The following is a 13,320-nucleotide window of genomic DNA, read 5'->3' as shown; positions in this document are numbered from 1 at the left end:
TTTACGGGTGGTCATGATTGTTTGATGTTGCTTTATGTTGACAATATTTTTTGTAATATTTACCAAAAAGGGAGCATATTATTTTTATTGGACAGAGCCTCTAAATCCAAATTAATTTTAGATAGACTCTATGAATAAACCCTGACAATTATCAATTATGTGTTGAAGTAATTAAATAAAATGGGAGGGTTATTTTATGAGAAGGTTACTCAATGATCCGTATGATGTTGTGGAGGAAATGTTAGAAGGTTTTTGTAGAGCTCATAGCAACCATGTTCACCTCTATGAGGACGATGGCCGTGTGGTAGTAAGCAATCTTGCCCCAGTAAAAAACAAAGTAGGGGTAATTATCGGCGGAGGTTCCGGTCATGAGCCCTTGTTTCTAGGATATGTGGGCGAAAACTTTGCCGATGCAGCAGTAATAGGGAATATCAACACTTCTCCTTCACCTGAGGCATGCTACCATGCAGTAAAAGCTGTAGATGCCGGTCGCGGCTGCATATACCTTTATGGAAACTATGCAGGCGATGTAATGAACTTTGACATGGGAGCGGAAATGGCTGCTGAGGAAGGGATTCGAGTAGAAACAGTGACAGTAACCGATGATGTATACTCATCTAAAAATATACCTGACAGACGAGGAGTTGCCGGCGACTTCTTCGTATTTAAAGCTGCGGCGGCAAAAGCTGCCATGGGGGCAGATTTAGACGAAGTTGTTGCAGCAGCCAAGAAGGCCAATGCCAATACCAGATCTATGGGAGTGGCACTGTCATCGGCTACACACCCCGCTACCGGCAAGGCAATGTTTGAACTGGCAGATGGAGATATGGAAATTGGCATGGGAATCCACGGAGAGCCTGGTGTAAGACGGGGAAAACTGCAGAACGCTGATAAAGTAGTTGACGAGATCATGAGCTTTATACTGCCGGACTTACCCTTTGAGGCAGGAGATGAGGTTGCGGTTATGGTAAATAGCCTCGGCGCAACACCATTAATGGACTTACATATATGCTATAGAAGAGTAGCTCAAATACTAGACGAGAAAAAAATAAAAATATATTCTTCCCTTGTTGGGCCATATGCTACAACAATGGATATGTGCGGAATGTCAATTACATTAATGAAACTGGATAGTGAACTAAAAGAACTGCTGGATTATCCTTGCAATGCACCTTATTATGTAAAAAAATAAATAATTACTAGAAAAAGATTTTTATTTAAATGTAAAGCTTTATGGAAAGGGGCCGCCACATGTATACAGACTGCGTGATAGGAAAGGAATATTTTTATGAAGTTATTGAGAAAATAGCAGGCCTTATTGAAGAAAAGAGGGACTATCTAACAGAATTAGATGCAGCTATTGGCGATGCAGACCATGGTTTTAATATGAGCATAGGCTTTCGCGAAGTATTAAAGAAGATGCCGGAATGGAAAGATAAGGATATAAAAGGCTTCTTCAGAAGCGTTGGCATGACATTGCTTGGGAAAGTAGGCGGAGCATCGGGGCCGCTTTATGGCAGTTTCTTTATGAAATTTGGGGAACCGGGTAGCGGTAAAAACGAAGTAACTTTCCAAGAGTTGTTTGAGATGTTCAAACAAGCAGTGCAGGCGGTAGAGCAGCGAGGCAAGGCTGCAGTCGGAGAAAAAACCATGGTTGATGCTTTAAGGCCTGCCTTAAATGCCTTTGAACAAGCCGTGGAGCAAAATTTACAGCCAAAACAGGTTATGGAAGCTTTTGTTGATGCTGCAAGACAAGGTGCCAACTCAACAATTGAAATGATTGCTAAAAAAGGTCGGGCTATGAGGCTTGGTGAAAGATCCAAAGGACATTTAGATCCAGGCGCAACTTCTGCAACCATGATTTTAGAGGTTTTTCTGGAGTGTTTTCCATATTAATTAAAAAATTTGGCCTAAAAATGTGCTGTCTTTTGGGGTGATTGATATTAGATCGAACCTACCCCTTACAAAAAAGCATATATAAAAAAATCTGTGATCTATAGGAGGCGGGTATTTCTTCCTCCTCTTTTTTTAATTTTTATTTTATATTTTACAAAATAGATCTTAAAGCAAACAAACACTTTACCTTCTTTTCAAATTCAGACTGGTTTACCAGTCTTTATTGTTTGTTTAAATACTATTATTTTATGAAGGATTTTTGGTTCTTACCACGAAATACTATAATACTGTATTTAAAATTGAATGCATTTAAATAAGTATTACTAAAACTTATGAGACTAACTCTATTTATAGGCAACTGCAGATATCTATAAAGAGTTGCTTATATTTTTTAAACAAATACTATAAACTAATTAATCGCAGGTGTAATTTATTGGGTTTAGACAAGAACTGTTGATTTCTGCGCTTTTTATATAGAGGAGGATCGTTATGGAATCTATTTATGTGGCAATAGTAGGTGTAAACAATTATTTCGGATCGAAGATATTTAAGCCGGGGCAAATATTGCGGTTGGAAAAAGATTATGAAAATGATTATGATGGAGAGGCAATCATGGCTCTTTTAGATCCAATTGGTAAAGTAGGCTATGTGGCTAACAGTACTCATACGGTGCCTTTGGGGTGTTGGAGTGCCGGAAGATTATATGATACCTTTGAATCAACGGCTTACGCAGTGGTAAGATTTGTAGCAAAGGAAACGATCATTGCTGAGGTCTTGGAAAACGTGGAATTTGAAATATACATAAAAGAGGAAATACATACACCTGAAGAATTTGATGAGTAAGAAATATTTAGGGTAACGAGCAAAATGGAGGTGTTTTGTATGAAGACAGTGACAATAGAAACAACAGAGCGCAATCAAATGATAGACATAACTTCAATTGTCCAGACATATGTTAGAGAATCGGGGATAACCGACGGTGTTTGTTATGTATATGTACCTCATACTACTGCAGCAGTTACTATAAATGAAAACTCCGATCCAGATGTTGTGCGGGATGTCTTAAATACTTTAAGCAAACTTATTCCTTATAAAGATAATTACAGGCATATTGAAGGCAATTCCGATGCACATCTGAAAGCCTCCCTTTTTGGCAATACTGCCACGGTGTTCGTCAACAATGGCAGGCTGGTTTTGGGAACATGGCAGAGCCTGTTTTTCTGTGAATTTGATGGGCCTAGAAGGCGTAAGGTTATCATAAAAGTTTTGGGAGATAAATAATTATTCCATATTAATATATCAATTTCTACCTGAATTTCCGCTGCTATTATTTCGATGGTTTACCTGGTATATATAATAAGTAATTGAAAATAATGCGCCGGCTATGATAGGCTCCACATCAATAACGGAGCCTCTAACATCTTTTCCCACAAATTCTCCGCCCAAGCGACCTACTGCTTGACTTTCAAAGAAATCAATTTTTACATCAAAGCCAAGTGTGGGCCCTCCGCATCGACCATATACAGAATTGTGACTTGCTTCAAGTTCCAAGTCTTTACCGTCAACCATCCCTCCTATTCGTATAGACAGCGAGTTCGGACTTATGTATCCTTCCACGCTCTTGCCGAATGTAGCTCCACCTAATCTGCCTTTTATAAAGCCTTTTTCCATGGAGTAAGTTAAGTTTATGTCATCTCCGAAAACCATGCCGCCAATTCGCCCAGAAATTACTCCGTTTTTAACAGTAGCTTTGATATCATATCCGCTTATAGACCCGCCAACTCTTCCTGAAATTGTTCCCATGATGGTGCTCTCCCCTCTATAACTCATTATATAAAAATCTGATTTATTGAAGAAATATTGTAGATGTAAGATAACGGTAAGAAATACCTATAATTGATATTACTATAGATTGCTGCTATAATAAACCCTGAAACACATGTTTGGAGATGGTGCTATGCTCCCTATTTTACATGTGGACATGAATGCCTTTTATGCTTCTTGTCATCAGGCAAAAGACCCTAGCCTCAAAGGTAAACCTATTTTAGTAGCAGGTGACCCTAAAAAGCGAACCGGCATTATATTGACTGCATCTTATGAAGCACGCAGATATGGAGTTAAGACAGCCATGCCCAACTGGCAGGCCAAGCAGCTGTGCCCACATGCTATATTTATAAAGCCTGACTATGATTTATACGTAAGAACTAGCCAAAAGGTGATGGAGATTCTAGGCAAGTTTACACCTTTAGTTGAGGTATTTAGCATTGATGAGGCTTGGCTTGATGTGACCGGGTGTGAAGGGCTTTTCGGCGATTCCGTAACAATCGCCCATAAAATACAGGAAGCTATTAGGACCGAACTGGATTTGTCGTGCTCTATCGGAGTATCAAGTAATAAACTTTTAGCCAAAATGGCTTCAGATTTAAAAAAACCCAATGCCATTACGGTGCTATCTGCCGATGATGTGCCAAGGATGCTCTGGCCGTTGCCGGTAGATAAATTATTTGGCGTTGGCAGTCGCATGGCAGAGCACCTGAATCTCATGAACATAAAAACCATAGGCGATTTAGCTCGGGTTCCTCAGGAACTCTTGGAGGGAGTTTTTGGCCTAAATGGTAGATATTTGCACCTTTGGGCAAATGGCATAGACACAAGCACTGTTGATCCTCATGCTGGGGAAGATGCAAAATCCATGGGCCATTCGATAACCCTGCCTAAGGATATTATTTCATATGAGGAAGCGGAGACGGTGCTGCTGTCTCTTTCCGAACAAGTAGGCCGGAGAATTCGGCGTGAAAATTACATGGGCCGTACTGTTACCATAACTTTAAGAGATAACACTTTTTGTACTATTACCCGTTCGGCTACCGTTTCCTATACTAATAGCACAGAGGATATCTATAATTTGGCGAAAAAGCTCCTTTATTCTAACTGGGACGGGAAAACCCCCCTTAGACTCTTAGGTGTAAGTATATCTCAGCTTGTGAAGGAATTTGAGCAAAAGTCACTGTTTGACAATGATGAGAAAAAGCGAAAGCTAAATAAGGTAATAGACCAGATAAAAGATAAATTTGGGGATGGAGCTATATTTCGAGCAAAGCTGCTAAACGACGAAGAGCTGAATCGACGAAAACTGGGCAAAAGCGATAATAACGCTCCAACGCTAAGAGGCATAAAGCGAATTAAATAAGAAATTAAAACTTGAAAAGTCGTCCTTGTTTATTTCAAAATAACTGCCAATAAGGTATAATAACAATGATAGTCTAAGGTTCTTTAATAAAGGATGAAATATAATGATAGCGAAAAAAGAATTAAATCAGTTGCTTAGAAATAATTTCAAGTTAGTAGCCTTTGATATAGACGGCACTCTTATAACGAGTGACCACATAGTTACCCCGCGCACACTGAGAGCAATCAAAAAGGCAAAGGATTTAGGTATAAAGGTAACCATAGCCACGGGAAGGCATTATCCCAGTGTAATTAGGCTAGCCCGAAAAATTCAAATAAATGCACCATTGATATGCTGTGATGGTGCATTTATCAGAGACATATATTCTAACGAGTCAATTTATTACTTGCTGCCGCGAGAAATTGCAGTTGACATCTTGAGGATGACACAAAGCTATGAGAATTTTTCCGTGCAAATTTTTATTAAAAAGGGAAAAATTTACAGTGGTCAAAGTTACCGGGGCAGTTATTTCATAAAATCTTTAAGAGCACCAGTAAAACGCACATTAAAAGGATATATGAACTTTTTAAGAGATTTTGTATTTATACCCGTTCAGAACACGGGCAACATTGAGGGGGCCATTGCAGCTCTTAATGAGTCTCCGGTAAAGATAGTTGTTTATGGCAACGAAAGACCTGAAGATTTACAGGATTTTATAGATAGGATTTTAGCTAGATACGGAGACAAGATTACAGTAACTTCTTCAATCAAAAACAGCATCGATATTTTAAATGGCGGAATATCAAAGGCTAAAGGTCTTAGCATACTTGCTGAAAAACTGGGCATAAGGCCTGATGAAATAATAACTATAGGCGACAATTTTAACGATTTGGAAATGTTAAAATATGCGGGCTTAGGAGTTGCAATGGGCAATGCACCTGAACAGGTTAAAAACAAAGCGGATTATGTGACAGATACCAACAACCATGAGGGAGTGGCCAAGTTTTTAGAAAAACTTATTTCAGTTAAGATAAAACAGGAATGTGTGCAGTATGACAGACAAAATCATATTGCTGTGAAAAGGGAACAGAACGGCATCTCTCTTGATGTATAATGTAATAATTTCTCTGACGCTTAAAGAGAGCCCATGACATAAAAGTCATAGGCTCTTAATATTTTTTAAATACTAACTTGAATTATGAAGTTAGGACATCAGATTGTTTGATTTTGTAGCGTTCTATAGCATGATTGACAATACTTCCTATAAATTCTGCTGCTGTCATGTTTGCAGCTTCAGCCATATAACCCATATAACCATTATGGGCTTTGCCAGTAGACATCGTAAGGCCTGCGAAGGTGTTAAGTTCAAGGAAATAAGGAGTTCCGTCTTCTGCAAGAATCATATCTATGCGAGCAAAATCTTTGGCGTTTAAGATTTTATATATTTTTTTTGCCGTATCTTTAATCCTGTTTTCTTCTTCTCTTGTGAGTTTTGCGGGGCAGTGGATGATCTCATTGTCCAACATTTTGTGTTCATATGTATTAGTTATAGCCTGGTTATATTCAATTTCAAGAATAGGCAGCACTTTCGGATCATCGTTGCCGATAAGGCCTACAGTTATTTCCCTGCCCTTTATGAACTCTTCTACTAAAGCGGCTTGGCCAATTTTTTGGGTAATCTTATCAACTACCTTTGGCAGTTCTTCTGGGTGATTTATCACATTTTCTTCGCTGATGCCGGCACTTCCCCGACCCCTGACAGGTTTTACGAAGAGCGGATATTTAAGCGAATGTTCAGGAATTTCTTTTGAGCTTGATACTACAAAAAACTTTGGTGTGGGCAAATTGTGAAAAGCGATTAATTTTTTGCGAGCTGCTTTACTTGTGGCAACCAAGTCGATACCTGATCCAACAAAGGGAATACCAAATACTTCCAAAAATGCCACTTCTTTAAGGGATGAGGCGTTAAATACGATGTCTATTTTTTGGGAAATAAGTTCTTTTAATGTCTCTTTTGGGTCTTTTCTCCACTGAATTAAAGTCGCATCAAAACCTGCTTCCTTAATAGCTGTCATATGTTGAAAGGCCTCATCGTAAGCATCGTCATAGATATTAGTATGGGAGATTCTTTTTTGCAGCTCAACATTTCTGAACTTGCGCCAGAATACTCCTACCTTCATCTTACTCCACCTCTCTAATATTTATTTTTTAATGTACTGTTTGAAAGTTATTATACATTTAGTACAATTTAAATAAATTATAACATATTTTAATGTTTTAAGCAAAGCGCGCCAGCATTGGAAGCTAAATAGCAGTCTCATAGTATAAAGAGAATTTTAATTTTTAAATCAAAATTGATATAATGTACTTACAGATCCAATAAACTTATGCGAGAGGTGTAGGTGTTTTATGACAGATAGACTTCCAAGGCTAGTTCAAGGGATTTGGCGTTTGGCAGATCCAAAACTTTGCATAGCATCAACTGTGCCCATGGTTGTGAGCATAGCCATGGCCTACAGAACATTAGGACATTTAGACTTGTATTGGGCGTTTTGGAGCTTTTTAGGTGTTTATCTTATTGAAACCGGTAAAAATGCGGTAAACGAAGTGGTAGATTACATGTCAGGAGTTGATCGATTTATAACGCCTGATAAGAGGACACCTTTTAGCGGTGGGAAGAAAACAATCGTAGACGGATTGTTGAACTTAAAGGAGACTGCCATAATAGCACTGGTTACTTTATTTGCAGCAGCAGTTATAGGCCTATATATTTCTATTGCAAGAGAACCTAAGGTTTTATGGATAGGCATTGCAGGTTTTTTAATTTCCATATTCTATAGTCTTCCGCCTTTTAAGTTCTGCTACAGGGGTCTTGGGGAATTGGCTATAGGTTTAACGTATGGTCCCCTTGTCGTATCAGGCACATATATAGTGCAAACACATACTATCAACTTGGAAGTACTGCTTTCATCACTGGTGATTGGCTTTTTAATAGCAAATGTAGTGTGGATTAATCAATACCCGGACTATGAGGCTGATGCCAAAGGGAATAAGCGAAATTGGGTTGTTAGACTCGGGAAGAAAAGGGGAATCAAAGTTTATATTTTATTGTATGTTTTAGCTTATTTATGTTTGTTTATCTTGATTTACTTTGCACAAAATCCCTTACTGTTATTAGTGCTGCTTGGTGCTCCTGCAGCTAAAAGCTCGGTAAGTGTTGCAAAGAAATATTACAATGACATACCGAGGCTTGTGGAAGCCAATGCAAAAACCATACAGGTTTATCAAATTACCGGTTTAACATTGACTGCTGCAATACTTTTAGCTTGAAAAACTAAAAACTTAATAACTTAGGTGCCAGGCACCGAGAGAAGGGGTGATTTTTTTGAAGCGTATTGAGGTCGTTTTAGGTGATATTACCAAGATGGAAGTTGATGCTATTGTAAATGCGGCAAATAATACACTGCTGGGCGGTGGGGGAGTGGACGGCGCCATACATCGGGCAGCCGGGCCTGAGCTCCTTGAGGAATGCCGCAAATTAAATGGTTGTGAAACTGGAAAGGCTAAGATCACAAAAGGATATAGGCTCCCGGCCAAATATGTGATACACACGGTTGGGCCCGTCTGGCATGGAGGAAAAGCCGGTGAAGATGAGTTACTTGCCTCATGTTATCGAAATTCCCTGCAGCTTGCGGTGGAAAACAATATAAAGACAATAGCATTTCCATCTATAAGCACAGGTGCATACAGATTTCCTGTTGAGAGGGCCGCTAAAATTGCGATGGGAGAGATTTTACAATTTTTAAAGGCTAACGACAGTATTGAAAAAGTATTTATGGTTTGCTTTGATAAAAACACCATGGAAGCTTATTCTCAGGCACTGTCGGAGCTTCAATAAACAGCAAGGAGGATGTTTTATGTCAGTTAATCAAAAAGAAAAAATTATAGGTTTTATAGGTACAGGCGTAATGGGCAAGAGCATGGCTGCAAATTTGATGAAAGCAGGCTATCAAGTAGTTGTTTACAACCGCACTAAGGCAAAAGCCCAAGAACTCATTGAAAAAGGCGCAATCTGGAAAGATACAGTAGCCGAGGTTGCTCGTGAAGCCGATGTTATAATAACTATGGTAGGATATCCGAAAGATGTAAGAGAAGTGTATATGGGAAAAAACGGAATCATAGAAAATGCTAAATCGGGATCTTATTTAATCGATATGACTACATCTAGCCCAAGACTTGCTAAGGAGATATACGAAGCAGCTAAGGCGAAAAATTTATATGCTCTGGATGCACCCGTTTCAGGCGGCGATATTGGAGCTAGGGAAGCCAGGCTTTCCATAATGGTGGGTGGCGATGCTGAGGCCTTTGAAGCTATGAAACCCATTTTTGAAGTGATGGGCAAAAACATCGTCTTGCAGGGAGGTGCTGGAGCAGGTCAGTATACGAAGATGAGCAACCAGATTGCGATTGCTTCAAATATGATGGGTGTTTGCGAAGCCATGGCTTATGCCAAAAAAGCAGGGCTTGACCCGAAAACGGTTTTAAAGAGCATAGAGTCAGGAGCAGCAGGCAGCTGGTCCCTTAGTAATTTGGCACCAAGGATGCTTTCGGGAGATTTTGAACCAGGCTTTTACATAAAGCATTTTATAAAAGACATGAAAATCGCCGTAGAGTCTGCAAAAGAGATAGGCCTTAAAACTCCTGGCCTTGAACTTGCCCTTTCCTTATATGAAAAATTAGCCAAGCAAGGGGAAGAAAACAGCGGCACTCAAGCACTATTTAAATATTACATAGATTAGCGTTTAAAAACTTTTTTTAAAAAAAATTTACTGCTAAAAGTATAGACTTTTTCCTCCGGTGTTTTGTTTATTCAAATTTTGCAAAAGTAATTTGAAAGATATTTGGAAAACCAGGACACAATAAACATATATAAAAAATTAAAACACTGGAGGATGTCTATGGAGACATATGGTGTAATAATGGCTGGCGGAGGCGGTACTCGCTTTTGGCCTTTAAGCCGTGCCGCCGCTCCGAAACAATTTTTAAATATAACCGGCGAAGACAGCATGATAAATGATACGATAAAAAGAATAAAAGATGTTATCCCGCCGGAAAGGATATTGATTGTTACAAATAAAACTCAGGCGAAAAAGTTAAAGGAAGTTATTACGGAAGATATTCCAGAGACAAATATATTGATAGAACCTATTGGCAGAAATACCGCTGCATGTATCGGATATGCGGCAATGGTAATTAAGAAGCGATGGGGAGATTCAGTAATGTGCGTCTTTCCATCTGATCATTACATAAAAGACGTAAGTGAATTTCAAAAGGTACTAAGAGCTGCATGCAGTATTGCTGAAAATACGGAAAAGCTTGTTACCATGGGAATTACGCCTACTTATCCATCGACGGGATATGGTTATATAAAATATGACAGGGATAGGTCTTTACCTGCAGGGAATAAGGAGGCCTATGAAGCTGTAGAGTTTGTAGAAAAACCTAACGTGCCCAAGGCAAAAGCTTATGTTGACAGTGGAAATTACCTTTGGAATAGCGGAATGTTTGTTTGGAAAACCTCTGTTATTCTTAATAATTTTAAAAGGTTTTTGCCAAGGCTTTATAGAAATATAGAAAAACTGGAGCCATTCATAGACACACCACAGGAAAAACAAGCCGTTGAAGAAGTATATCCGACACTTCAAAGCATTTCAATTGACTACGGGATTATGGAAAGATCCGATGAAGTTGTCGTTATCCCCGGAGATTTCGGCTGGAATGATGTGGGATGTTGGGACTCTTTAGGCAGCGTGTTTCCGCCTGATGAAAATGGCAATATTACAAAGGGCGACTTTGTAGATATTGAAACCCGCAATTCCATAATATATTCAAACAGTCGCTTTGTAGCGGCGGTAGGGTTAGAAAATATGATCGTTGTGGAAACCAGTGATGCATTGCTGGTGTGTTCAAAAGAGAAAGCCCAGGACGTAAAAAAAGTAGTAGAATACTTAAATAAAGCCGGGAGAGAGGAGCTGCTTTGATGGATAAGAGGCGATGGCGGCTACACCGCCAGGTAGCAGGTTTTGCAGCGCTTATTGCAATGTGCTGCATCTTTATTTATAGCCACGGTTTTGATAAAGCTGTAAATTGGTTGGCAATGTGGCAGTTGGAAACGACCGGTGTTAATGTGGATACCGAGCAAGGTTCCGGCGAGGATTTTAATCAAGATAATTTCGAGGAAGAGGTTAACTTGCCAAATCCTAGTGCTACTTTCTTAGCAGTAGGAGATGTCATGATGCACGATGGCCAAATCTGGGCAGGTTATGATAACACAACGGACACTTTCGATTACTCGGAGTTTTTCCATATAGTAAAAGATGAAATAACTGCAGCGGATATTGCCATGGCCAATCTTGAAACTACCCTTGCAGGCAAAGAACAAAAATATACAGGATATCCCATGTTCAATAGTCCCGATGAACTGGCAGATGCGCTAAAGGATGCCGGCTTTGATATAATTGTAACTTCCAATAATCACAGCTTAGACAGGGGTGCCAAAGGAGCTTTGCGGACTATACAAGTCCTTAAAGAAAGGGGATTGGTTCCTTTGGGCACCTATGAATCGGAAGAAGAACGGGAGACAATCTTAATAAAAGAAGCAAATGGCATTACTTTTGCCTTTTTATCGTATACATATGGCACAAACGGCATACCCATTCCCAAAGACAAGCCGTATCTAGTAAATCTTATGGATGAGGAGGTGATACTAGAGGACTTAAAAAAAGCTAAAAGCCTGGCTGATGTAGTAGTGGTATACCTTCATTTTGGTGAAGAATACCAAAGAACTCCTTCCAAAGCCCAGAGAAAACTTGCTCATCTACTGCTAAAAGAGGGAGCCCACTTTATCGTTGCAAGCCACCCCCATGTAATTCAGCCTGGTGAGTGGATGGAAGTAGAAGAGGCTGATGGAGAAATAGTCAAAAAATATGTTGCCTACTCAATGGGCAACTTTATATCAGCACAAAGGTTTCCCTATACTGAGGAAGGGCTTATGGTAAAATTCACCCTAGAGAAGGATTTAAAAAAGAACAAAGTCTATCTCAAAGATGTTGAAGAAATCGATACTTGGGTTGACAAATTTGTCAGGGACGGAAAAATGAGATATGTGGTAAGATACGGCAAGAAGCCATAGTTTATAATATCTACATAACTATAAAATGCTCATTTTCACAGATTTGTTTTACATCATAGCTGCATGCCGGTGTATGACCCCATGCCTGTAAGCTGCAGTATTGGATAGGCCCATAACATGTTTCTTCATATTTTAAATGTTTGCAATTGGCAATTTCAGTAAAGCTAGTGGTTTTCGGGACTGTCATTTAAATCGCCTCCTAATTTTTAGCTTATATTAACACAAAGTGTATAAAAAATCAAGAATATTCCGTTAATAAGGAAAATATTCTTTTTCACAAGGATAGCAAGAATTGGTGAATTCTTCATGTGGGTGTGGGTAATAAAAATGAGCCCGGCACGATGTCATGCCGGGCTAAAAACTAAGCTCTGTTGAGGTATTGTAGCTATTTAGTTATTGAATACTGATCCATAGTAACCTAATAGCTGTTCATAAAGGTTTAATAATTTTTCATATGTTTCAACGAGTTTAATATAGATTTTCACATTAATAGGTTCTTCATCGACAGGCTCTTCATCGATAGGCTCTTCATCAACAGGCTCTTCATCAACAGGCTCTTCATCGACAGGCTCTTCGTCAACAGGCTCTTCATCGATAGGCTCTTCATCAACAGGTTCTTCATCGACAGGCTCTTCATCGACAGGCTCTTCATCAACAGGTTCTTCATCGACAGGCTCTTCATCAACAGGCTCTTCATCGACAGGCTCTTCGTCAACAGGCTCTTCATCAACAGGCTCTTCATCGACAGGCTCTTCGTCTACTGGCTCTTCTTCATCAACCGGAGTTTCCTCATCAATCGGAGTTTCTTCATCAACTGGAGTTTCTTCATCAACCGGACATTTATATACTTTTTCGATAACTGTCTCTTCTGCATTATGTAACCCTTGGGCAACTGCAATTCCCAAACTCGAGAAGACTAAAAGTGTAGCAATCAAACAACTTAGTAAAATTCTTGATGTTTTACCTTTTGGCATATCCGTTCCTCCTCGTATAATATAAAATTAAGATGATATTTTAAGGCTCGAAGCCTTATTGTTACAAGCTTTCATAGGCTCTTAGAAAA

At 39.3% G+C, this 13,320-nt stretch carries 15 protein-coding genes; 11 read left to right on the top strand and 4 right to left on the bottom strand.

What is annotated here, in order from left to right; genetic code table 11:
• Positions 1 to 196 precede the first annotated feature (196 nt).
• From JT739_RS12230 to JT739_RS12215, 4 genes are all read left to right on the top strand, one after another.
• On the top strand, positions 197 to 1,192 hold the full coding sequence (locus JT739_RS12230; RefSeq protein ID WP_237661404.1) for a dihydroxyacetone kinase subunit DhaK: 996 nt from the start codon (positions 197 to 199) through the stop codon (positions 1,190 to 1,192).
• A 59-nt stretch (positions 1,193 to 1,251) separates the two neighbouring features.
• Positions 1,252 to 1,896, top strand: coding sequence for a dihydroxyacetone kinase subunit DhaL (dhaL, locus tag JT739_RS12225; protein ID WP_237661403.1), 645 nt, complete (start codon positions 1,252 to 1,254; stop codon positions 1,894 to 1,896).
• 489 nt (positions 1,897 to 2,385) lie between these two features.
• A complete protein-coding gene (locus tag JT739_RS12220; protein WP_237661402.1) occupies positions 2,386 to 2,739 on the top strand; it encodes a DNA-binding protein in 354 nt (117 codons plus the stop codon).
• 39 nt (positions 2,740 to 2,778) lie between these two features.
• A complete protein-coding gene (locus JT739_RS12215) occupies positions 2,779 to 3,177 on the top strand; it encodes a secondary thiamine-phosphate synthase enzyme YjbQ (RefSeq protein WP_237661401.1) in 399 nt (132 codons plus the stop codon).
• Positions 3,178 to 3,195: 18 nt separating this feature from the next.
• On the opposite strand, the gene JT739_RS12210 is transcribed toward JT739_RS12215, so the two are convergent.
• Positions 3,196 to 3,699: a hypothetical protein gene (locus tag JT739_RS12210; protein WP_237661400.1), complete on the bottom strand. Its 504-nt coding sequence runs from the start codon at positions 3,697 to 3,699 to the stop codon at positions 3,196 to 3,198.
• A 154-nt stretch (positions 3,700 to 3,853) separates the two neighbouring features.
• On the opposite strand from JT739_RS12210, the gene JT739_RS12205 reads away from it, so the two are divergent.
• On the top strand, positions 3,854 to 5,086 hold the full coding sequence (locus JT739_RS12205) for a DNA polymerase IV (protein WP_237661399.1): 1,233 nt from the start codon (positions 3,854 to 3,856) through the stop codon (positions 5,084 to 5,086).
• A 103-nt stretch (positions 5,087 to 5,189) separates the two neighbouring features.
• The gene (locus JT739_RS12200) at positions 5,190 to 6,179 is read left to right on the top strand and encodes a Cof-type HAD-IIB family hydrolase (RefSeq protein WP_237661398.1); all 990 of its coding nucleotides are present in this window, start codon (positions 5,190 to 5,192) and stop codon (positions 6,177 to 6,179) included.
• An 82-nt stretch (positions 6,180 to 6,261) separates the two neighbouring features.
• Here the strand turns inward: JT739_RS12200 and JT739_RS12195 are convergent, their stop codons facing one another.
• Positions 6,262 to 7,245, bottom strand: coding sequence for an ATP-grasp domain-containing protein (locus JT739_RS12195; RefSeq protein ID WP_237661397.1), 984 nt, complete (start codon positions 7,243 to 7,245; stop codon positions 6,262 to 6,264).
• 229 nt (positions 7,246 to 7,474) lie between these two features.
• Between JT739_RS12195 and JT739_RS12190 the strand changes: the two genes are divergently transcribed.
• The 5 genes from JT739_RS12190 (at position 7,475) to JT739_RS12170 (ending at position 12,257) form a co-directional block, all read left to right on the top strand.
• The gene (locus JT739_RS12190) at positions 7,475 to 8,395 is read left to right on the top strand and encodes a prenyltransferase (RefSeq protein ID WP_237661396.1); all 921 of its coding nucleotides are present in this window, start codon (positions 7,475 to 7,477) and stop codon (positions 8,393 to 8,395) included.
• A 55-nt stretch (positions 8,396 to 8,450) separates the two neighbouring features.
• On the top strand, positions 8,451 to 8,963 hold the full coding sequence (locus tag JT739_RS12185) for an O-acetyl-ADP-ribose deacetylase (protein ID WP_237661395.1): 513 nt from the start codon (positions 8,451 to 8,453) through the stop codon (positions 8,961 to 8,963).
• A 19-nt stretch (positions 8,964 to 8,982) separates the two neighbouring features.
• Positions 8,983 to 9,864, top strand: coding sequence for an NAD(P)-dependent oxidoreductase (locus JT739_RS12180; protein WP_237661394.1), 882 nt, complete (start codon positions 8,983 to 8,985; stop codon positions 9,862 to 9,864).
• Positions 9,865 to 10,023: 159 nt separating this feature from the next.
• Entirely contained in the window at positions 10,024 to 11,106 is a 1,083-nt protein-coding gene (locus JT739_RS12175; protein ID WP_237661393.1) for a mannose-1-phosphate guanylyltransferase, read from the top strand.
• Entirely contained in the window at positions 11,106 to 12,257 is a 1,152-nt protein-coding gene (locus JT739_RS12170) for a CapA family protein (RefSeq protein ID WP_237661405.1), read from the top strand. Before JT739_RS12175 ends, JT739_RS12170 begins: the two co-directional genes overlap by 1 nt.
• 10 nt (positions 12,258 to 12,267) lie before the next feature.
• On the opposite strand, the gene JT739_RS12165 is transcribed toward JT739_RS12170, so the two are convergent.
• Both JT739_RS12165 and JT739_RS12160 read right to left on the bottom strand, forming a co-directional pair.
• Positions 12,268 to 12,444, bottom strand: coding sequence for a hypothetical protein (locus JT739_RS12165; protein ID WP_237661392.1), 177 nt, complete (start codon positions 12,442 to 12,444; stop codon positions 12,268 to 12,270).
• Positions 12,445 to 12,646: 202 nt separating this feature from the next.
• Positions 12,647 to 13,231: a hypothetical protein gene (locus JT739_RS12160; protein WP_237661391.1), complete on the bottom strand. Its 585-nt coding sequence runs from the start codon at positions 13,229 to 13,231 to the stop codon at positions 12,647 to 12,649.
• Positions 13,232 to 13,320 lie beyond the last annotated feature (89 nt).

The sequence above is a fragment of the Tepidanaerobacter sp. GT38 genome, assembly GCF_021991635.1.
In the GTDB taxonomy this organism is placed as follows: domain Bacteria; phylum Bacillota; class Thermosediminibacteria; order Thermosediminibacterales; family Tepidanaerobacteraceae; genus DTU063.
This window is presented reverse-complemented; position numbering and strand designations above follow the sequence as displayed.

What these genes read in the sequence shown, in the direction of transcription:
- JT739_RS12210 (WP_237661400.1), bottom strand. Translation starts at nt 3,699, where the DNA reads ATGGGAACAATTTCAGGAAGAGTTGGCGGGTCTATAAGCGGATATGAT.
- JT739_RS12195 (WP_237661397.1), bottom strand. Translation starts at nt 7,245, where the DNA reads ATGAAGGTAGGAGTATTCTGGCGCAAGTTCAGAAATGTTGAGCTGCAA.
- dhaL (WP_237661403.1), top strand. Translation starts at nt 1,252, where the DNA reads ATGTATACAGACTGCGTGATAGGAAAGGAATATTTTTATGAAGTTATT.
- JT739_RS12170 (WP_237661405.1), top strand. Translation starts at nt 11,106, where the DNA reads ATGGATAAGAGGCGATGGCGGCTACACCGCCAGGTAGCAGGTTTTGCA.
- JT739_RS12205 (WP_237661399.1), top strand. Translation starts at nt 3,854, where the DNA reads ATGCTCCCTATTTTACATGTGGACATGAATGCCTTTTATGCTTCTTGT.
- JT739_RS12175 (WP_237661393.1), top strand. Translation starts at nt 10,024, where the DNA reads ATGGAGACATATGGTGTAATAATGGCTGGCGGAGGCGGTACTCGCTTT.
- JT739_RS12200 (WP_237661398.1), top strand. Translation starts at nt 5,190, where the DNA reads ATGATAGCGAAAAAAGAATTAAATCAGTTGCTTAGAAATAATTTCAAG.
- JT739_RS12230 (WP_237661404.1), top strand. Translation starts at nt 197, where the DNA reads ATGAGAAGGTTACTCAATGATCCGTATGATGTTGTGGAGGAAATGTTA.
- JT739_RS12190 (WP_237661396.1), top strand. Translation starts at nt 7,475, where the DNA reads ATGACAGATAGACTTCCAAGGCTAGTTCAAGGGATTTGGCGTTTGGCA.
- JT739_RS12160 (WP_237661391.1), bottom strand. Translation starts at nt 13,231, where the DNA reads ATGCCAAAAGGTAAAACATCAAGAATTTTACTAAGTTGTTTGATTGCT.
- JT739_RS12215 (WP_237661401.1), top strand. Translation starts at nt 2,779, where the DNA reads ATGAAGACAGTGACAATAGAAACAACAGAGCGCAATCAAATGATAGAC.
- JT739_RS12180 (WP_237661394.1), top strand. Translation starts at nt 8,983, where the DNA reads ATGTCAGTTAATCAAAAAGAAAAAATTATAGGTTTTATAGGTACAGGC.
- JT739_RS12220 (WP_237661402.1), top strand. Translation starts at nt 2,386, where the DNA reads ATGGAATCTATTTATGTGGCAATAGTAGGTGTAAACAATTATTTCGGA.
- JT739_RS12165 (WP_237661392.1), bottom strand. Translation starts at nt 12,444, where the DNA reads ATGACAGTCCCGAAAACCACTAGCTTTACTGAAATTGCCAATTGCAAA.